The organism is Meridianimaribacter sp. CL38 (assembly GCF_004328055.1).
Classification (GTDB): Bacteria; Bacteroidota; Bacteroidia; order Flavobacteriales; family Flavobacteriaceae; genus Gaetbulibacter_B; species Gaetbulibacter_B jejuensis.
On sequence record NZ_QKWS01000002.1, the window covers coordinates 429,646 to 448,258 of the forward strand.

Annotated in this window: 27 protein-coding genes; 2 read left to right on the plus strand and 25 right to left on the minus strand. The window is 33.2% G+C overall.

The features are described from left to right. Positions 1-26: 26 nt before the first annotated feature. The 5 genes from DMZ43_RS07075 to DMZ43_RS07095 form a co-directional block, all read right to left on the minus strand. The gene (locus DMZ43_RS07075; RefSeq protein ID WP_131506942.1) at positions 27-365 is read right to left on the minus strand and encodes a DUF2853 family protein; all 339 of its coding nucleotides are present in this window, start codon (positions 363-365) and stop codon (positions 27-29) included. Positions 366-456: 91 nt separating this feature from the next. Then, positions 457-2,220: a 2-succinyl-5-enolpyruvyl-6-hydroxy-3-cyclohexene-1-carboxylate synthase gene (gene menD / locus DMZ43_RS07080; protein ID WP_131506944.1), complete on the minus strand. Its 1,764-nt coding sequence runs from the start codon at positions 2,218-2,220 to the stop codon at positions 457-459. Positions 2,221-2,281: 61 nt separating this feature from the next. Next, entirely contained in the window at positions 2,282-3,109 is an 828-nt protein-coding gene (ygiD, locus tag DMZ43_RS07085) for a 4,5-DOPA dioxygenase extradiol (RefSeq protein ID WP_131506946.1), read from the minus strand. Beyond that, on the minus strand, positions 3,106-4,221 hold the full coding sequence (locus DMZ43_RS07090) for a chorismate-binding protein (RefSeq protein WP_131506948.1): 1,116 nt from the start codon (positions 4,219-4,221) through the stop codon (positions 3,106-3,108). Before DMZ43_RS07090 ends, ygiD begins: the two co-directional genes overlap by 4 nt. Further along, on the minus strand, positions 4,221-4,646 hold the full coding sequence (locus DMZ43_RS07095) for a PaaI family thioesterase (RefSeq protein WP_129760246.1): 426 nt from the start codon (positions 4,644-4,646) through the stop codon (positions 4,221-4,223). The genes DMZ43_RS07090 and DMZ43_RS07095 overlap by 1 nt, the downstream gene beginning before the upstream one ends. 53 nt (positions 4,647-4,699) lie before the next feature. On the opposite strand from DMZ43_RS07095, the gene DMZ43_RS07100 reads away from it, so the two are divergent. Beyond that, on the plus strand, positions 4,700-5,335 hold the full coding sequence (locus tag DMZ43_RS07100; RefSeq protein WP_131506950.1) for an alpha/beta hydrolase: 636 nt from the start codon (positions 4,700-4,702) through the stop codon (positions 5,333-5,335). Positions 5,336-5,385: 50 nt separating this feature from the next. Here the strand turns inward: DMZ43_RS07100 and DMZ43_RS07105 are convergent, their stop codons facing one another. The 3 genes from DMZ43_RS07105 to DMZ43_RS07115 form a co-directional block, all read right to left on the minus strand. Next, a complete protein-coding gene (locus DMZ43_RS07105; RefSeq protein WP_187347847.1) occupies positions 5,386-6,183 on the minus strand; it encodes a haloacid dehalogenase type II in 798 nt (265 codons plus the stop codon). Positions 6,184-6,206: 23 nt separating this feature from the next. Next, positions 6,207-6,770, minus strand: coding sequence for a carboxymuconolactone decarboxylase family protein (locus tag DMZ43_RS07110; RefSeq protein WP_131506952.1), 564 nt, complete (start codon positions 6,768-6,770; stop codon positions 6,207-6,209). Between the two features lie 69 nt (positions 6,771-6,839). Then, positions 6,840-7,403 carry a TetR/AcrR family transcriptional regulator gene (locus DMZ43_RS07115; protein WP_131506954.1) on the minus strand — a complete coding sequence of 188 codons (564 nt, stop codon included), beginning with the start codon at positions 7,401-7,403 and terminating at the stop codon, positions 6,840-6,842. Between the two features lie 167 nt (positions 7,404-7,570). On the opposite strand from DMZ43_RS07115, the gene DMZ43_RS07120 reads away from it, so the two are divergent. Continuing rightward, entirely contained in the window at positions 7,571-8,146 is a 576-nt protein-coding gene (locus DMZ43_RS07120; protein WP_131506956.1) for a GNAT family N-acetyltransferase, read from the plus strand. Positions 8,147-8,153: 7 nt separating this feature from the next. Here DMZ43_RS07120 and DMZ43_RS07125 read toward each other — a convergent pair whose 3' ends face one another. The 17 genes from DMZ43_RS07125 to DMZ43_RS07205 all read right to left on the minus strand — a co-directional run bounded on the left by DMZ43_RS07125 (position 8,154) and on the right by DMZ43_RS07205 (position 18,599). Beyond that, positions 8,154-8,630: a hypothetical protein gene (locus tag DMZ43_RS07125; protein WP_131506958.1), complete on the minus strand. Its 477-nt coding sequence runs from the start codon at positions 8,628-8,630 to the stop codon at positions 8,154-8,156. Between the two features lie 11 nt (positions 8,631-8,641). Next, complete coding sequence (locus tag DMZ43_RS07130) at positions 8,642-9,064, minus strand: META domain-containing protein (protein WP_131506960.1); 423 nt, start codon at positions 9,062-9,064, stop codon at positions 8,642-8,644. Between the two features lie 77 nt (positions 9,065-9,141). Further along, positions 9,142-9,462 (minus strand): YtxH domain-containing protein, encoded by a 321-nt coding sequence (locus DMZ43_RS07135; RefSeq protein ID WP_131506962.1) that lies wholly within the window; start codon positions 9,460-9,462, stop codon positions 9,142-9,144. Positions 9,463-9,564: 102 nt separating this feature from the next. Beyond that, a complete protein-coding gene (locus DMZ43_RS07140; RefSeq protein WP_131506964.1) occupies positions 9,565-9,891 on the minus strand; it encodes a hypothetical protein in 327 nt (108 codons plus the stop codon). Between the two features lie 66 nt (positions 9,892-9,957). Then, the gene (locus DMZ43_RS07145; RefSeq protein WP_131506966.1) at positions 9,958-10,527 is read right to left on the minus strand and encodes a hypothetical protein; all 570 of its coding nucleotides are present in this window, start codon (positions 10,525-10,527) and stop codon (positions 9,958-9,960) included. Between the two features lie 132 nt (positions 10,528-10,659). Beyond that, positions 10,660-11,079, minus strand: a complete 420-nt coding sequence (locus tag DMZ43_RS07150; protein WP_131506968.1) for a hypothetical protein — start codon at positions 11,077-11,079, stop codon at positions 10,660-10,662. Positions 11,080-11,175: 96 nt separating this feature from the next. After that, the gene (locus DMZ43_RS07155) at positions 11,176-12,048 is read right to left on the minus strand and encodes a putative phage abortive infection protein (protein WP_131506970.1); all 873 of its coding nucleotides are present in this window, start codon (positions 12,046-12,048) and stop codon (positions 11,176-11,178) included. Positions 12,049-12,184: 136 nt separating this feature from the next. After that, entirely contained in the window at positions 12,185-12,487 is a 303-nt protein-coding gene (locus DMZ43_RS07160) for a phosphoribosylpyrophosphate synthetase (protein WP_131506972.1), read from the minus strand. A gap of 21 nt (positions 12,488-12,508) precedes the next feature. After that, the gene (locus tag DMZ43_RS07165) at positions 12,509-12,901 is read right to left on the minus strand and encodes an OsmC family protein (protein WP_131506974.1); all 393 of its coding nucleotides are present in this window, start codon (positions 12,899-12,901) and stop codon (positions 12,509-12,511) included. A 76-nt stretch (positions 12,902-12,977) separates the two neighbouring features. After that, positions 12,978-13,865 carry a pirin family protein gene (locus DMZ43_RS07170; RefSeq protein ID WP_131506976.1) on the minus strand — a complete coding sequence of 296 codons (888 nt, stop codon included), beginning with the start codon at positions 13,863-13,865 and terminating at the stop codon, positions 12,978-12,980. A 14-nt stretch (positions 13,866-13,879) separates the two neighbouring features. Beyond that, positions 13,880-14,197 carry a GNAT family N-acetyltransferase gene (locus tag DMZ43_RS07175; RefSeq protein ID WP_131506978.1) on the minus strand — a complete coding sequence of 106 codons (318 nt, stop codon included), beginning with the start codon at positions 14,195-14,197 and terminating at the stop codon, positions 13,880-13,882. A 48-nt stretch (positions 14,198-14,245) separates the two neighbouring features. After that, positions 14,246-15,304: a bestrophin family protein gene (locus DMZ43_RS07180; RefSeq protein WP_131506979.1), complete on the minus strand. Its 1,059-nt coding sequence runs from the start codon at positions 15,302-15,304 to the stop codon at positions 14,246-14,248. 63 nt (positions 15,305-15,367) lie between these two features. Beyond that, positions 15,368-15,820, minus strand: a complete 453-nt coding sequence (locus DMZ43_RS07185) for a GNAT family N-acetyltransferase (RefSeq protein WP_187347848.1) — start codon at positions 15,818-15,820, stop codon at positions 15,368-15,370. 26 nt (positions 15,821-15,846) lie between these two features. Next, positions 15,847-16,476, minus strand: a complete 630-nt coding sequence (locus tag DMZ43_RS07190) for a YiiX/YebB-like N1pC/P60 family cysteine hydrolase (RefSeq protein WP_161566740.1) — start codon at positions 16,474-16,476, stop codon at positions 15,847-15,849. Between the two features lie 5 nt (positions 16,477-16,481). Then, on the minus strand, positions 16,482-17,426 hold the full coding sequence (locus DMZ43_RS07195) for a nitronate monooxygenase family protein (RefSeq protein WP_131506983.1): 945 nt from the start codon (positions 17,424-17,426) through the stop codon (positions 16,482-16,484). 111 nt (positions 17,427-17,537) lie between these two features. Continuing rightward, positions 17,538-18,020: a hypothetical protein gene (locus DMZ43_RS07200; RefSeq protein WP_131506985.1), complete on the minus strand. Its 483-nt coding sequence runs from the start codon at positions 18,018-18,020 to the stop codon at positions 17,538-17,540. 102 nt (positions 18,021-18,122) lie between these two features. Next, positions 18,123-18,599, minus strand: coding sequence for an Hsp20/alpha crystallin family protein (locus DMZ43_RS07205; RefSeq protein ID WP_129760257.1), 477 nt, complete (start codon positions 18,597-18,599; stop codon positions 18,123-18,125). Positions 18,600-18,613 lie beyond the last annotated feature (14 nt).

Sequence of the window (18,613 nt, forward strand, 5' to 3'; positions counted from 1 at the left end):
CTTATATATTGTTTTAAAACAGACTTTTAGTAAGCCGATTCTTTCTTAAAATGCTTAGTCAATAAATAATATACAACTGCTCTGTATTTATTTCTGTTAGACTGACCATATTGCTCCATTACTTTAGCAATACCTTTATCTAAATCTGGACTGTCTTTTAATCCTAATTTCTTGATTAAGAAGTTGTTTTTTACAGTAGTCAACTCTGACTCATCAGAACCTGATACAGTAGATGCATCAGCATTATATATTGATGGTCCACAACCAATAGTTACTTTTGTTAATAAGTCCATATCTGGTGTTACACCAACTTTGTCTTTTAAATCAGCTGCATATTTTGCAATTAGTTCGTCTCTTTTGCTCATTTTGTAAAATTTTAGTTTTTAAAAAATTAATCGTTATTAAATATAGCTATTTTTTAGACACCTAAAAAGCCTAAAAGTCACTTTTTAACGATTACTTAATGTAACTGAAGTAGTTAAGCAATATTTCGTCATTTACTGTTGAAGGTGTAAACACCTCAAGCAACATTGGTTGTTTTGATGCATTAAAGAACGTCGATAACTGCTCGTTCAACTGCGTTTGATCATGAGCTGTTTTATAATCTAAACCGTGCATTTCGCACAACTGCTTTGCTGTAAGGTTGTGTTTGGTTTCAAAATACTGATCAAAGTTTTCGGTGTTTTTATGTCCTGGAAGAATACGGAAAATACCTCCTCCTCCATTGTTAATAACAATAATCCTGAAATCTTTAGGAATATAGTTATTCCACAAGGCATTGTTATCATATAAAAAACTCAAATCACCAGTAACAAAGGTTGTTTGGTTTTTATTTGCAACTGCAAAACCTATGGCTGTACTTGTACTTCCATCAATACCACTTGTTCCTCTGTTGCAAAATACCTGCAAAGTTTTGCTAATATTAAACAATTGCGAATATCTAATGGCTGAACTATTACCTATTTGTAATGCTGTTTGTTTTGGTAATGCTTTAAAAACAGTATCAAAAACTTTAAAATCACTAAAAGGAATTTCTGCTAAATACGCTTTATGTAAATCGTTTCGTTTTTGTTTTACTGCTTTCCAAACTGACTTATAGTTACTCTTTTTAAAGTGTGTTATTTTTGGAAGAAACTCAGAGAAAAACTCATTAGGAGTAGTTTCAATATGCTTTTCTAAACAAAAAAAGGTATCATTTGCTTTTTTACTGTCAATATGCCAATGCTGTTTAGGTTTGTAGTTTCTTAAAAAAGCTTTCACTTTTTTAGACACTACCATACCACCAAAAGTTAACAAAATATCAGGTTGCAACTCAGTAAACTCAGCATCAGTAAGTGGTGCAATTATTTTATCGATACTTGGAAAAAACTCTTTATGATGCAAATTAGATGTGGTCTCTGTAAACACAATAACACTATTGTCGTTCGCCAATTCATCTAACCATTTTTGCTCAATCTCGTTTGGAGGATTAACACCTACCAAAATCATTTTTTTGGAAGCATCACTCCAATCTTCTAAACACAGCTTTAAATCGACACTATCAACTTTTTTCGGTGAAGCATCAACTGTAATTACTTTTGGGTTAACTGACAATTCCTTAACCGTTTCATACAAAGGTTCATCAAACGGAACATTGATATGCACAGGTCCTAATTTGTGAATTGCAGTATTTAGAGCAAGATTTATTTCTTCTTCGTTTTCTTCCTGTAGAGCTTGTTTAATTCCTAAAAAGCGTTCTAATTTATTTTCAATACTCTTTATTATAGCAGGCTCATCATCGTCTCCACTTGTTTTTGGCAAGTTTTTAATGTCGAGCTTTAAATTTGCTGAATATAAAATATGATTTTTATAAACGTCTTTTTGATTGATGGTTTGTCCATCTCCAATACCAACTAGGTGTTTAGGTCTATCTGCGGAAATCACCACTAAGGGAACATCGCTATAAAATGCTTCAGCAACAGCTGGATAATAGTTTAATAATGCACTTCCTGAAGTACACACTAACGCAGTAGGATGCTGAATATTTTGTGCGATTCCTAAAGCAAAAAAAGCAGCACTACGTTCATCTACTATGCTATAGCAAATAAAAAATGGATCGTGAGTAAAACCTATAGTTAAAGGTGCATTTCTGCTACCTGGAGACAATACTATATGCTTAATATTTTTAGCTTTACAAAGCTGAATAACTGTTTGTGCTAGCGGAATTTTTGGGTATGACATACAATTCTATAAAATAGTCTTACAAAATTACTTAATATGCACGACTTAACGAATTTTAATACTACCCTATTTTTACCGAAGTCATCGTTAGTGAACCTGCAACAGGTGTATCATTAAAAAATTGTATATCATCTTTAGATGTTTGAAGTCCTAAAGTATACAACAAAGGATAGTAATGATCTGGAGTTGGTATGGCTTTAACAATGTCGTTATGCAATGATTTATAATTGATTAAATCCTTATGATTACCATCTGTTATTTTGGTTTTGAAAAGCTCATTAATCTCTAAAGCCCAATCAAAACCATAAGTCTGCTCAACCTTATCCCAAGCAATCATTTTTAAGTTGTGTACCATATTACCACTACCAACAATAAGCACTCCTTTTTTTCTTAATTCTAACAACTGTTGCGCTAATTTATAATGATATTCAGGTGGTTTAAAATAGTCTATACTCATTTGCACAACAGGAATGTTAGCTTTTGGATACATATGACTGATAACACTCCAAGCACCATGATCGAGTCCCCATTCATCATCTAATCCTACATGAGTTGATGTGATATGATGCGTAATTTCTTCAGCTAACGTAGGTAATCCCTTTGCAGGATATTGAACATCAAAAAGCTCTTGAGGAAAACCGCCAAAATCATGAATGGTTTTTGGTGCTTCCATATTAGTAACAAACGTACCGTTAGTTAACCAATGTGCGGAAATACATAAAATAGCAATAGGTGTTTCCAAAGTTTCGCCTAGTGCATTCCACTCTTGTGTAAATGCATTGTTTTGAATAGCATTCATAGGCGAACCATGTCCTACAAATAACACAGGCTGTACTGTGTCTTTGTAAGGTAACTTACTTTGCCATTCGTGTAAATGAGATGCTGTCATAACAATATTGCTCGTTTCATCACTTTGGCTTTAGCAACCGTTTCTAACCATTCAGCTTCAGGATTGGAGTCTTTTGTAATCCCTCCTCCTACAAAAACAGTAGCAGTATCATCTACAATTTCCATACAACGTAAATTCACATACAAATTTGTGGTTGTTTTTACTGTTGCATACGCATTGTTTTCAACATTTCGTCGATTGCGATTTCTAGTTTTACTGTCTTGTAAATTAAGAGTTCCCAAAAACCCTGAGTAAAAGGATCTTTGATAGTTTTCGTGTTTTAAAATAAAGGTCTTAGCTGCCTCTTTAGGCAAACCACATACAGCTGGTGTTGGATGCAAAATTTCTATCACATGCTGTAAATCGTCCTTAAGTAAACCTGTTATTTTAGTTTTAAGGTGCAATAAATTTCCAGCTTTTACTGTATTGACCTCACCAATGCTTATACTTTTTACAGTTTTAGACAGTCCGTCAACAATAAAATCAGTTACTATTTGCTGCTCTTGTTGTTCCTTTTGTCCCCAAACCACATCCATATTCCCTTTATATTCTTGGGTTCCAGCCAATGCCATTGTTGAAAATCTATTATTCTCTACCGATAACAATGTTTCAGGTGTCGCACCTATCCACAACCCAACTTTTGGGTGGTACCATAGGTACACAAACGCAGTAGGATAATTTTTCAAGACATCTTCAAACAATTGAAATATGGTTTTGGTCTTTATGTTTACAGTCTCTTTTCTAGACAATACTACCTTTTCAAATTCTCCAGAAACAATGGCCTCAACACCTTGTTTTATAAGTTGAATATGTTGTTGCTTTTCATCTTCATCCTCTTCAGTATAAACCTCAACCTCAACTTTGGTATTAGTAGATTTATAATCACTAACAATATGTTTTGAAGCTGCTTGCGGAATTAAAACTGTTTTAGCTTCAGAATTAAAAGGTGCAAAAACAAAACCTCTTTCTGAGAAATTTTCAACCGAAAACAAGATATCATTTAACTGCAAATAAGCGTTTAGCCTTGACTGGTTTGGTGATCGGTAAACCACAAAAGGCAATTGATTATTATATTGCTGAGATAATCGCGCTATTAAAGACTGAAACTCCATTATTTCTTTTTAGGCAAACTAATAGTAGACAATCTACAAATAGAGACTAAGTTATCGTTATCATCAGTAACACGAATGTCTAACAACTGTGTTGTTCTTCCTTTATGTAAAAAAGTAGCTTTAGCGTAAACGTGACCTTCGGTTACACTTTTTACATGGTTAGCAGTAATTTCAATACCACGCACAAAAACCTCTTCTAAGTTTGAGAATATATTTGACGCAAAACTACCAACACTTTCAGCCAAAGCAGCTGTTGCTCCACCATGCAATACTCCATCTGGCTGATACACTCTAGAGTTTACAGGCATTTTTGCAACTAGAAAATCATCACCATAATCAATCATTTCAATTTGCAAGGTTTCCATTAAAGTGTTTTTACTAATTGCGTTTGCTTGTTTTAATATCTCTTCTTTAGTTAATGGCATAAATACTGTATTTTTAATGTCGCTAACAAAAATACAAAAACAAAGAGCAAAATATGACTCAAGTTGAAAAGGAAATAAGCTATACAACTACAAACTCATACTCCACTTTAAACACGTTAACCAAAAGCACTAAAACTGTATGGTTTGTGTGTCATGGCATGGGTTATTTAAGTCGGTATTTTTTAAAATATTTCAAACAATTTGATGCTAGCGAAAACTATTTTATTGCACCACAAGCACAAAGTAAATATTATATTCCTCCAAAATTTAAATATGTTGGTGCAAGTTGGCTTACCAAAGAAAACACTGTGAAAGAAACCGAAAATGTCATGTGTTATTTTGATGCTGTTTTTGAAGCTGAAAATATACCTAACAACCTCAATTTTATTGTGCTTGGTTACTCGCAAGGTGTTAGTGTAGCAATGCGTTATCTAGCAAAACGCAAACTACAATGTTCTCATTTATTTATTCATTCTGGTGGAATTCCTAAAGAGCTAACTCCTGAAGATTTTAGTTATTTAAGCACCAAAGTCTCTCTAATTTATGGTACTGAAGACGAATATCTAAACGAAGAACGCATTGCTTATGAAATAGAACGTGCAAAGTCCCTTTTTGGTGATACTGTAAGCATTCATCCTTTTGAAGGCAAACATGTTGTAAATGCTGATTTAATTAAACGCTTAGCATAAAAAAAGACCATCAGTAATGATGGCCTTTTTTGTATGTAAAGAATTAAGAATTACTTATAAGTTACTAAAATATCAGCAATCTTTTTTAAATCAGGTTCAGAGATTTCTGTTTTAGGTGCCAACGGAAACAGTTGTTGTCCTGGTCTGCTAATAAAAGCTGCTCTCCAACCTGCCCAAAGTGCTCCAGCAACATCCCAACCATGAGCTGCTACTAGCATACATTCTTCTGGTTTAATGCCCATTTTACGTGCTCCCCAAGTATAGGTATCAGTAAACGGTTTAAACTTCCCGATGTCTTCCACACTCAATCGTTCATCAAAAAAATGAGTTAATCCTGCACTTTCAAATTGCTTTTTAACACCTTCGTTTGAAGAATTTGTAAACGACACCAATTTATAACCTGCTTCTTTTAGTTGCGCTAAACTCTCTTTTACTTCAGGATGCGCAGGCAAACCACGTAAAGACTTTACAATAATGTTTCTGGCTTCATCTTGCGACATACTAATATTATTATTTGCAGCAACCATTTGTAATGCTGCTGCTCCAATATATCCAAAATGCTCATATTGATTGGATGCTGTTGTTACTAATGAATATTGAAGCATTGTTGTAAACCAAAGCGATAGTAAGTCTTCGCGACCGTTTAAAGCTTCTCCTACTTGCTTTTTCATATCGGTTAAATCTAAAAGCGTTTCATTTACATCAAAAAACAAAACTTTTGGTCGCTCTTTTTGTATCATACTTTGTGTGTTCTCTTTTGTGTTTGCTAATACTATATTGGGCATTAAAAGACCTGTTGTTCCCATTAAACCCATATTTTTAATAAAGTCTCTCCTATTCTTTTTCATACAGTTGCTATTGGTTTTTCTGATTATGAATTTACAGTCTCTTTAGTCCATTCATACTTTTTAAAACCTGCATCAACTGGTGTATTTGCAATATGGTTTACATAGTTACTTATGGTTTTTTGCGACAGTCCTAAAATAATTTCTAGTACTTGTGTTTCACCATAACCTGCTGCATAAAACGCATCTAAATCTGCTTGAGTAACATTACCTCTATTTCTAACAATGGTTAGTGTCATAGTACGTAAGGCTTCTAGTTTTGAATCAGCCAAAGGTGTTTCGTTACGTAAAGCTTCAGTAATAGCATCGTCTACTTTCATCATTTTTGCAATTCCTGTATGTGCTGGCACACAGTAATGACATTCGTGCTCTACATTTATAGTTTGCCATACCACAGTTAACTCTTCTTCATTAAACGACGTTTGTGTAAACAATTCGTGTATTTTTTGATACGCCTCTAAAGCTTGAGGAGCTGCTGCCAATACACCATGTAAACCAGGAATCATTCCGTAAGCTTTTTGTGAGTTTTCTAATAATGCTTTACTCGCTTCTGGAGCAGTTTCAATGTTATGAATTTTTAATGTTGTCATAATAATAGATTTTAATTTTTATGTTAATTATTTCTAAACGTTCGTTTAGTTTTAGTGCAAAAAAAAGGATTATAGATTGCTAAAGGTCATTTCTATATAATCTTTAATCTCTTGATCTGTGTTTACTCTTGCTGCTGCTGCAAGTCCATGTTTTGCTAATAACAAGTAATTAGCTTGTTTTAAAATCGTGTCTTGGGACTTGCTAGTGTCTGTTTGTAACTTTTCAATGATAATAGCTTTGAGGTTAGACATAAAATCATCCATCTGTGATTTTATCAATGCATCTTCACTATTACAAAACTCATTATAGGTATTCGTTACTAAACAGCCTTTTTGAGTCGTATTCTTAATCTCCAAATCAACTGAATCATAAAAAAACTGTTTAATATCATCTACGCCATTGCTAGCGTTTTTAAACTTCTCAAAAATGATACTTACCTTGTTTTTATAGCATTGCAAACTTTTTAAGAAAAGACCGTGTTTATTGCCAAAGCTAGAGTAAATAGAAAATTTGTTAATTCCCATTTCTTTTTCTAGCATTTGCATAGATGTAGCTTCATAGCCATTGCGCCAAAACACATTCATAGCTTTTTCAACTACAACATCTTCGTTATATTCTTTTTTTCTTGCCATGTAACTAAATAAACATCTAAATTACCATACAAAACTAAACAATCGGTTAGAATTTAAAAAGCACATTAACCTTTATTTAATACTTATGCGTGTATTGTAACATTCAATTGATAAAACTAGTATCTTTATAGTGAAACATTTACCTGTTACCACAAGACACTAAGAGCATGAATATTCCTCCAATAGAAAACGATCGTGTTAGCTTAACCTTACTGGGTTTAAGCAATTATAAAAAGTTACAAGAGGTCGCTAACGAAAAAGACTTAATTGCCTATTCGCCTAGCGATATTTCTTCTCCTGAAAAGCTAAAAAACTACGTGCAAACTGCTGTTGATGGATTTTACCATAAAACCATTATTCCGTTTATTATCTACGATAAACAGAAACAGAAATTTGCTGGTAGCACACGCTTTGGTCACATCAACTGGGACAATAAAACACTGCATATTGGTTGGACTTGGATAGGACGCGAGTTTCAAGGTAGCGGACTCAATACCAACATGAAGTTTTTAATGCTGCAATATGCGTTTGAAACTTTAGCGTTTGAAAAAGTAGAATTCAGAATAGATGAGCGCAACATACGTTCTAGGAAAGCTGTAGAAAAACTTGGTGCTACACTTGAAGGCATTCTTAGACGCGATGTGGTTTTAAAAGATGGCTTCCGACGTAATACCTGCTGCTATGGTATTTTAAAAGACGAATGGCCAACTATAAAGTTGACCATTTTTAAAGAGTTTAATTAAAGTTGTATTATTCACAAGCAGTTCTTACCAATGGCATTGTAGACGTGTACTTAATAGTTGCTCTGTCTTTAAACGCTGTTCCAGAGTCGTTTAATTCTCCATAGCCTTCAATTAAAACAGAATCATTAACCTTAAATGCAACTTCACGCTTACTTTCAACACCTTCTGAAGTAAATGTATAAGTTCCTATAAGTTTATCATCGTTTAAAGTTCCTTTAAATACACCTTGGTTTGCATCTTTTTCAGCATAGGCATAACTTAAAGTTCCTGTAATACTATCTTCTAGAATATTGGTGATTTTAAACCTGACCTTGTTATTGTCTTTACTATACTCAAAGCAACTCAATTCCACCAAAGCGGTTAGTGTTTCTTCGTTTGCAATAACCTCTTTAACATCGTGTATTACCTCTTTTGTAGTGTCTTTATTGTCTTTACAGCTACTTAAGCTTAGTATAGCACATACTATTAAAACGATTTGTTTCATTGCTTAATAGGTTAAGGTGTTACGCTTTTAAATCGCATCATTGTGACATCGTCTATCAATAAATGTAGTTTACCTTCCTCATCAATTGTATAGGCATTTACTTTTTTAATAATATTTTTAAAATGGTTTTCACCTTCACCACAATACATCATAGTTGCAGGTCCTGGTTCGCCAAAAGAAATGCTATTACCATCAATAGTAACACTAGCCGAATACCCATTACAACCACTATTACCAGTGACTTTTTGGTCTTCTTTATTAAATGTTATTTGCGGTTTCTTATCAGGAAAAAGACCCTCAAAAGCGATTCGTGGACCAGATAAATGCTCCAGTTCCCATTGTGTGTTATACAACGCATCTTCGCTTGAAGATTTTGAAGAATTACAAGCTGTCACTAATACTAACAGCAGTAGTACAAAAGATAGTTTTTTCATGTCTTAGATGTGTTTTTATTAATCTTGAAGTTACACTTTTTTTGGTAAACAGTAGTCACCAAAACATTAAAAAACGATTAACTGGTTTGCTGTAAGGTTTTATTTTTTTCTTTAAGCACAGCCAATTGTTTTTCTAAAAAAGTAATGGCTTTTTCGGTTTTGTAACTGGCTTTTGATGCAAAATCCTTTGCCTCTGCCTTAAACTTTTCTTTGCCAGATTGTGCAGCTTTAGACACATCGTCTTTTACTTCGGTAAAGTCACTTACTATTTGGTCTTTTATGTCCTTACCTTCTTTTTTAAGCTTATCTCTGGTTACTTTGCCTTTTTCTGGAGCTAGCAACACTCCTACTCCTGCTCCTATTAGTACACCTAGTACTATTGCACCTTTATGTATCATAACTATATTTTTTAAGGTTAAACGTGTTTACTTATAAGTAGTAAACTATTGTGTTTTGTTACAAACAAGCTGTGTGCCAAATTGATAGGAAGGAATGGTTTTTTAAAATATCTTCCATGGGTTGAATCCAGCCGCTTCAATTGCAGGTGCTAGAGTGTCTGCCATAAACTCTTTTTCTTCTGTGTCGAGTTCGTCCCAAGGCAATTCGTCAACGAGATTAGAAATCTGTTTCAATTTTGTTTCAGATGTTTCATTTGAATTGTCAATTTTGACAAGTCTATCGAGAAAGTTATTAGTTGCTTTTCTGAGTATAGTAATTACTTGCTGGTCTGAAGAGTTAAGTCCACGAGCTTCCCAATTTTCAGAATTCTCATAAATGTCTGAATTTTTAATCTCGTTTACCGTTTTCAAAAGTTTATCGTTATTCATGTTTTTTCAGTGTTGTTCTTTTTAGTTTAAAAAAGTTTAGCTGCAATAAGCTATAAAAGTTGCTGTCTAAAGTACTTTTATGTTAAACATTGTCTGATAATATACACCAAGAACTATAGCTAATCTATTATCAAATTCTTTTAAATCATATTCACTTGTATGTAATAAACTTTTCTTGGCAAGTTTTGAACTGTATCGATACTTAGTATTTACTATTAAAAAATTTCTAATCCCTTCTGCTTTTGTTGAAAATGCAATACATTTAGAAAATTGTTCGTTCAATTTAATCCTAATTGGATTCATTGAATCAACATTGAATAACCTCTTTTCCAACTCCATGTCTTTTCCCGAACGATTGGACTCTGTCCACAAATTCAGATTACGGATTTTTAACTCCAGTGAATCTTTAAAAAAATCTACTGACAGTTTTTTGTCACTCCAATCAGAAATAAATTCAAAATAAGCTGCTTCATTGGAAAGCTCAGGATATTGTTTTTTTAATTTAAGTTCAAACAATCGAACTGAATTCTCCAAAACATCCCGTTGTTCACTTTCATAACATTTTTTAGATGAAATATTTTTTTCTGTTTTACATGAAAGAAGTCCCAGAAATAATATGATTATTAGTTTTTTCATATTAAAATCAACTTTATAAAAATATAGATTGCTTTAATAATCAATATCTATATCTATTTAAAATTGTTGCTATTTGTTGTTAATAGTCTTTTAATTTAAAAAAAGTTTAGCCGAAATGAGCTATAAATCTTGTTAGCAACTGTTTTTTAATTCAGTTAGTTCATTTATTATATTTGGAAAATTAGTTGGGTTAAATTCAAATTCCACTTTAATAAAATCTGAATAGTCTTTTTGATGAGGGCTTCTTTTTTCAACTTTCAATTCGACTGACAAATGTCCAAGGTTGTCAATATTCCTGAATCTCAAATAAAATTCGTTTGGACTCATACTTTCCAGTTTCTCGTCTCCAATTCTGTTTTTTTCCATTTCAGTTAGCTTATGAATAAAAGCTTCTAAATCTGATAACGCAATCCAAATTGGTCGATCAAATTCAGCATTCAATTCCTCTGTCACTAAATTTATTTTCAAGCGACAACTTGGGTAATTTGCAGTCTCTGAATCAGATATGTTTAGTTCTATTTTTCGAGTTCCTGTTTCGTTTTGTATCGTCATTCACATATAGTTAATCTTCTTTTGAGCTTAAATAATAAGCAAAAATGAGTTGTAATTCAGCGCTAGGGCTTTCGTAAGAAATTTAGAACTAAGCAATTAACTATATATGGCTTTAACACTAGTATTTCTCCCGTAAGCATCTGTATGATATTCATTCAAATGGTTTTTATTTATGATTAAATCTTTATCAATATTTTTCAAAAGTGAGTATTTCTCAATTAAAGGTTTAAACTTTTCACTACCATTCGAATGAAGACAATTATAAAATAAGAGAGTTTGCTCATAACTTGATAATTGAGCTCTCATGATTGAGATATACTGCTTTTTATCGTCAATGCCTGATTGGTCAATAAACTTGATAATATGATACAATGTTCTAAAGTAGTGGCTTAAATCTGATTTGAATTGATCATATATTTCACTGAAAACAATCAATGCCTTATCTATTGATACATTATTTATTTTCTTGTCATTATTGTCTTCTTTGTTTATTTCTCTTTTAATAGAATTTATCCAATATTTGTAAATCTCCTTAAAACAATCTCTTCCTGTGTTTTTTACAATCCCTGACCGCTTATCTCTTAAATCAATAGAATCAATATTCGTATTTAGTAATTTTAATAGTTGAAAGAACGTATTTTCAAATTTTTGATGAATTAATGTCTCATTTTGCTTTATAAACTCACCTCTTGTTTCTTTCATTTCCTCTCTTTGTAGCTTTAGTTCTCGTTTTTGAAGAAAAATTGTAAATATAATTCCCGCGAAAGCAAGAGCTGAAAAAAGTGCATTTATTGCTCCAAATTTATCTCCAAAAAGCCCTCTAGCTTCTATATCTGATAGTCCATCCTCTTTTGATAAAATTGATTTATCAATATATTGCCAAGAAAAATACCATACACTAATTACTAATAAAAACAAAAACCCAGCGCTGACTAAATCTTTATTATTTGATTTTTTCTCTTCATTCATTTTAATTAATACTAATATTTAGATATAAATCATATCGTTTGTTAAGCGAAGTTAATTTTTTATCGTCTTAAAACCAATGTCTTAAGATTTTAACTTATAAACAGTTATCAACAAAAAGGTCAGCTAACAAATAGCTTTAATCCATCTTAAGCTTTTGTAGCATTTCGTTGGTAATAGGTTCGGTATAAATACCATAACCGTTTACCAATTGTCCTTTTAAACCATACTTTTCTGATGAAATGGCATACAGTATACTATTATCTCCTGGATCGCTCATGCCTTCAAAACGGAAGTACTCATCTATTTCAAACTCATTATGAAATACTGTATACTCACCATTTCTACACTCAATACAGTTTTGCTTAAGGTTAAAGTCTTCAACATAGCCTTCTTCGCGTAGTGCGTTCATAGCTTGACTTAAGGTTTCAAAATCTCTCATAATTTTATGTTTTAACTTGTGTTATTTTAACGCAGACTCAACAACAATCTCACCTGTAATCATTTTTTCAATAGGACATTTTGAACCCATTTGTAAGAGTTTTTGGCGTTGTTCATCATCAAGGTTACCAATGAGCTCAATCTCCTTTTTAAAGGTTACCGTTTGTGTGGTTATATTGCGTTTAAAACCAACATTAACAATTACTTGTTGTAAATCCCATTCCTTTCTATTGGCATACATCCTGATAGTCATAGCAGAACATGCAGCTAATGACGACTCTAACAACTCGGTTGGTGTTAAGCCTAAATTTTGTCCGCCAACCGATTCTGGCTCATCGGCAGTTATAATATGATTTTTAGCTTGAATTTCGGTTTTATAAAGTTGTGTGCCAATGGCAGCTGATACGGTTTTCATTATTGTTTATTGGTATTATTAATGTAATTCAACTTAAATTTCATCTTCGATTTCGACTTTATTTTCAATGAAAATATCATCCTCCAAAGCGTTTTAGTTCTGGTAAAGGAATACGAACGGTTTCGGTTGGTACACTAGGGAATTTGTTGTCTTTCCAATCTTGTTTGGCTTTTTCAATAAGCGCTTTTTCTGAAGCTACAAAATTCCACTCAATAAAACGTTCTTCCGGAAAGGCGTCACCACCAAAAATATACACAGTTGAATTGGCTTCAATTTCAAAAGCACAAAGTGTCGCGTCTTTAGCTACCAAAAGTTGTTTAGATCCATAGTTATGACCATCGCTAGTAATGCTACCTTCTAGAATATAAAGCGCGCTTTCGCCAAATAAATGTTCGCCAATGGAAACGGTTTTGGTTTCGGTTGTTTTAATTTCGATAAAATACAACGGACTATACACTGGCACAGGCGACTGCTTACCAAAGGCTTTACCTGCTATGAGTTTAAATTGTACGTTGTTGTCTGTCCAACTAGGAATGTCGTTTGCAGAAACGTGTGTAAACGATGGTTCGCATTGCTCATCGGCTTTTGGTAAAGCTACCCAAATTTGTAACCCATGAAGCATTTTTTTAGAATCTCGTAAACGGTCTGGTGTACGCTCGGTATGTACGACGCCTTTTCCTGCGGTCATCCAGTTTACAGCTCCAGGAGTAATTTCCATAGCTGTTCCTAAACTATCGCGATGCATTACAGCACCTTCAAACAAAAAGGTTAAGGTAGATAAACCTATATGCGGATGCATAGCAATATCCATATTATCTTGGTCGCTCATACAAGCTGGACCCATGTGGTCAATAAAAATGAATGGTCCTACCATTCGTTTTTGACGAAAGGGTAACAATCTACCAACAATAAAATTGCCTATGTTAGCTGCGCGTTCTTCAATTATTAATTTGGTATTAGACATAATTTTTGTTGTGTTTAAAGTTTATCATAACCCTTAAATTTTGGGTTTACTATACGTTTCCATTCTGGATGCTTTTTGATATAGGCAAATACATACGGACAAAATGGTAAAAGTGAATTGCCTTGTCCTTCTAGGTAGTTCAAGGTTTTCTCAACCAAAACTGCTGCTACACCTCTACCTCTTAATGCTTCGGGAACTTCGGTATGTACTAATGCGATTTGATTACCATATTCGCCATAATTGATAAAAGCAAAATGACCATCTACCTCTAACTCGAAACGTTTTTGGGTTTCATTTTTTACTAACGGAATAGTTTTAAAGTCTTCTCTCATTTCTTAAAGATATAAAAAAAGCAGCTCATTTTTAAGCTGCTTTTTGGTTTACATTTGCGTGTGGTTTCTAACTTCAAAAGGTGCTGGAATGTCCTCTTTTGGTTCGCCTAAATTTTGGCGCATATCAATTTCAATGCCTCTTGCTATGGTTGAAATAGGCACATCGTTTGCTGAACCTTCAAACGGATTTTCACCAACACGTCCTATTCTATTCATGGTATGAAATACCCACATTACTGCCATTGAAAACGGAACTGACAACCAGATAATCCAATCTGGACAAGACCCTATTTTATCTGAAATTTTTACTGATATTTCACCAAACTGTGATGCCATTGCTAAAGGTAAAATCAACAAGAAAATCCATGTAAAATAATGCATTAACGAAGCAAACTGCCTTGGATATGGGAAGTTTTTAATACGTTCAGATTTTCCTTGATGTGTAAATAATTCTTCTATTACGTTTTCTAACTCTAAAAATGAGAATTCCCAAATGAGTCCGCGTTCTTTTAATTGACGCAAATGGTTAGATTGTAAATATAGTACTGCGGTTTGCTTGTTACCTTTATTGGAAAGGTATTTAAAATCGTCTTCTGTAAGATAGTTTTTTATCGTAGCATCAAAGTCTTCGTTAAATTCTGGAACATATATTTTTTTTGCCCATTCTTTGTTGGTGTGTTCTCGCATCACATATTCCCAAGGTTTTGATTGCCTCATAGAATAGCGTAAAGCGGTTAACCAAGCAATATGCCTATGGATAACTATTTTACGTTCGTTTTGGAGTTCTTCTTCTGAAATTGGGTTTTTAGTATGCTCATTAGTGATAAAATCTTGAGCCATCATACCGAATGTTCTAGACGAATTGACAATTGCTCCCCAAATTTGTCTAGCTTCCCAAATACGACCATAAGCCGAATTACTCTGAAAACCTATGATAAATGCTACAGCTGTACCAATAAGTGCAACAGGTGTAAATGGAAATTGAATGACTTGGTCACTCCATACAAATAGTGCTACTTCAACAATTGCTATTATTAAAAATACAATGGTTTCATAGCGCGTCCACATCGCCATGTCTTTAATGCCGAAAACTTTTTTAGTATACATAGAATAGGATTAAATTACGTGTTAACTAATTTAGTGTTCTCAATTCAAAAAAGCAATTATGCGCTATACTTGCTTCTCAAAACACACGCTATTTTCTACTCCTGCGTATTGACCGTAATTAGAAATGATGTTATAACCGTTGCGTTTGTAGAGTGCAATGGCCTCTGGTTGTTTAATTCCTGTTTCTAGTTTACAAGAGGTATAACCCAATGTTTTGGTCCATTGTTCTAGGGCTTTTAAAATTGTAGTAGCAATCCCTTTACCGCGTTGTTCTGGAAATACAAACATTCGTTTTACTTCCATTGAGGTATCATCTAAAGGTTTTATGGCGCCACAACCTACTGCATGTTTGCCATGATAAGCTACAATACAATGTTTTAAGGCTTCAATACCATTAAACTGATTGTAAAACTCGTGGTCGTCGCCATCACGAATTTTTAAATCGGCATCTAAATGACTGACTAATGTTATAAAGTCTGAATGTGAAGCGTCTGTATGCTCTAGAGTGATTTTCATACTTTAAAGCTACAAAACTTTTGTTATTAATTGGTTGTTAAACTTTTTACAAACTCTAAATGTTTGCTGTTTGCCATTCCATTAGGATTACAACCTAGTTTTCCTTCAGGAATTTCAATACCTAATTCTTCATAATGCTTAATCCAACCTTCGTGAAATGCCTTGGTTTCAGGGTTTTTAAAAGTCATAGGCTCTAGCTCAAAAATAGTGTCTTCTTTAAACACTTCGTAGATATATTCTGAACAATAGAGTCCATCGTCTTCTAAAATATATGTGGTGTTATAAGGTTGACCCAAAAATGTTTTGGCACGATCGAGCGCATTTTCAACCTGATTTGAAGTTATGTTTTTAATTCTGTAAAAGTCAGCAACATATTTTACACTATCAGTTGCTTTCATAAAGGCTTCAAGAGGCTCGTGAACGACACCTTTACCTAAATCGGAATGATAGATGTAAACTGTACCCTCTACCACATCACAAACACCAATGTGGCTATAGTTTGTTGCTTTTTGAGTTTGTGTTACATTATTAATTGCTTCAGAGAGCGAACTGCTTGTTGCGCTTCTAAAAACAATATCTCCTGATTGTATTTTGTTTGAATCACTACACGCAAAAACAACACTTAAAATGAGAACTAGAAAGCTTAACCGTTTCAATACTTCTAAATTAATTTACTTACAATGTCTTTAACAGGTAAAATAGCGTTGGTATGTTCTATACTTGGTCCTGCAACCCAAACCGTTTTATAAGTGGCTTGTTGTGCTGCTTTTTCTGTGGCTTTCATGCCAATATAAAAACGGACCATTTTCACCCATTTTTTAAGCTTTCGGTTTTTGTTAAGCATACGTTCTAACCAAGGTGATTTGGTGCCAATTTTTTTTACATAAGGTGTATTGATTACTGTACATGGAGTTCCTGAAATACGTTCGGTCATAACAATATCATCAGCACCATAATCTACACAAGCTTGTTTGTACTCATTAGTAACTCCTGCCTCTTCTGAAGCAATAAACGGACTACCAACTGAAACACCAGCAGCTCCATAAGCTAACATAGTATCAACATCAGCTTTAGTTCCTACTCCACCTGCTGAAATAACAGGAATAGATAAATTATCGTTTAGCGTTTTTATAAGTGCTTGTGGGTCTATATTACCACGATGTCCACCAGCTTGATTATTTACAGCCACAACAGCATCAGCACCTAAACTTTCCACTTTTTGACCGAATTTTAAATCGGTTATATCACAAAAAACTTTAATTCCTACAGCATGTGCTTGATTGATGGTTTCTTCAGGACTTCCTAATGAGGTTAAAATAAAATCGCAACCTTCTTCGCACAATACGCGCAGTTGGTCTTTAGCTTTCGGATTAGATTTATTCACTATCAAATTAAAACCAAACGAACCGCCTTCTACTTTTGCTGCTTTTAACTCTTTAATTGCTGCACGTAACTCCTCTAAAGTTCTGTAGTTTAATGCTGGAATGCAACCTGCAATACCACATTTCATAGCTTCTTTAACCATTGCTACATTAGACACCAAAAACATTGGCGCCATAATAATAGGGTGTTTTATATCTAATAACTCGGTTAACTTTGTGCTCATTGTTGTATATTTTGTCAAACAAATATACTATATTTTTATTATGCATGCATAATATTTTAAGTGAATTCTAAAAGCAAGCCAAAGAAAAAAAACACCCTATTGGTTAAGTTCTTATTTTTCTGCACTGATAATCTGTGGATAGTAATTTTTAAGAAATTCTTTTTGTCTAGCTATCATCTGTTCCCTTAACTTATCTAACTCCATTAAATCCATTCCAAAGTTACTATCAAAAAAAGTATCGTTAAAAAAGCGTTGGTTAAAGAGTGAATCTTGAGAAAAAATGCCGGCAAAATTATCATCATTAAATTTTGAAAAGCTAGAATGAAATTTTGATTTAAAAGATTCTATTATACTATCTCTGTCTAAAGAAGACAAATTATTTAAATGGCTACTAGAAGACCATGAATAAATGCTATCATACTTAATTAAGTTTCCGTGTTCATCAAACTCTTTATCTACCTTCCAGCTGCCTTTTGGTTTATCATTATTAACATGCTCTTTTAAGTTGCTTAACTCTTTTTTCTCTTCTGAATTTTGTCCATTACAACTTACACACCATGAAAATAACACGAGTAAAAACATATACTTCTTCATAACTAAAAGCCTTAAAAAGTTAAACAAAACTGTATTAAATTCAAGAAGAGATTGTCTATGAACCTCTTCTTGAATATTGTATTAAAACTCTAGAAAAAACACTTAAGATATTTTAATAGTCCTAGCCGGTTTTTGTTTGGCTTCTTCTTTTTTAGGTAAATGAATATTTAAAATACCTTCTGTGTAGCTTGCTTGGATTTTATCCTCATCTACTGTTTCAGGTAATGTGAAGGTGCGTTTAAATGATGAGTAACCAAACTCTCTACGTGTGTAATTCGCTTCTTTTTGTTCATTTTCTTGCTTTACTTCAGTAGATATTGATAAAACTTGATTGTCTAAATCTATTTGGAAATCTGATTTTTTAAGTCCTGGAACAGCCATTTCAACATAATAAGCGTCTGCTGTTTCTTTAATATTTACTTTTGGTAAGGTAATTCCAGTATTAAAGTTGGAAGTGAAAACCGAAGGTAATTCTCTATTAAATAAATCATCTAACCAATTAGACCATGTTGGGAAGTTTAAATTTGAATTTGTAGTTGCTAAACTTCCATTTTTTGGAACAGTTACTAAATTGCTCATAATTAAAAAATTTA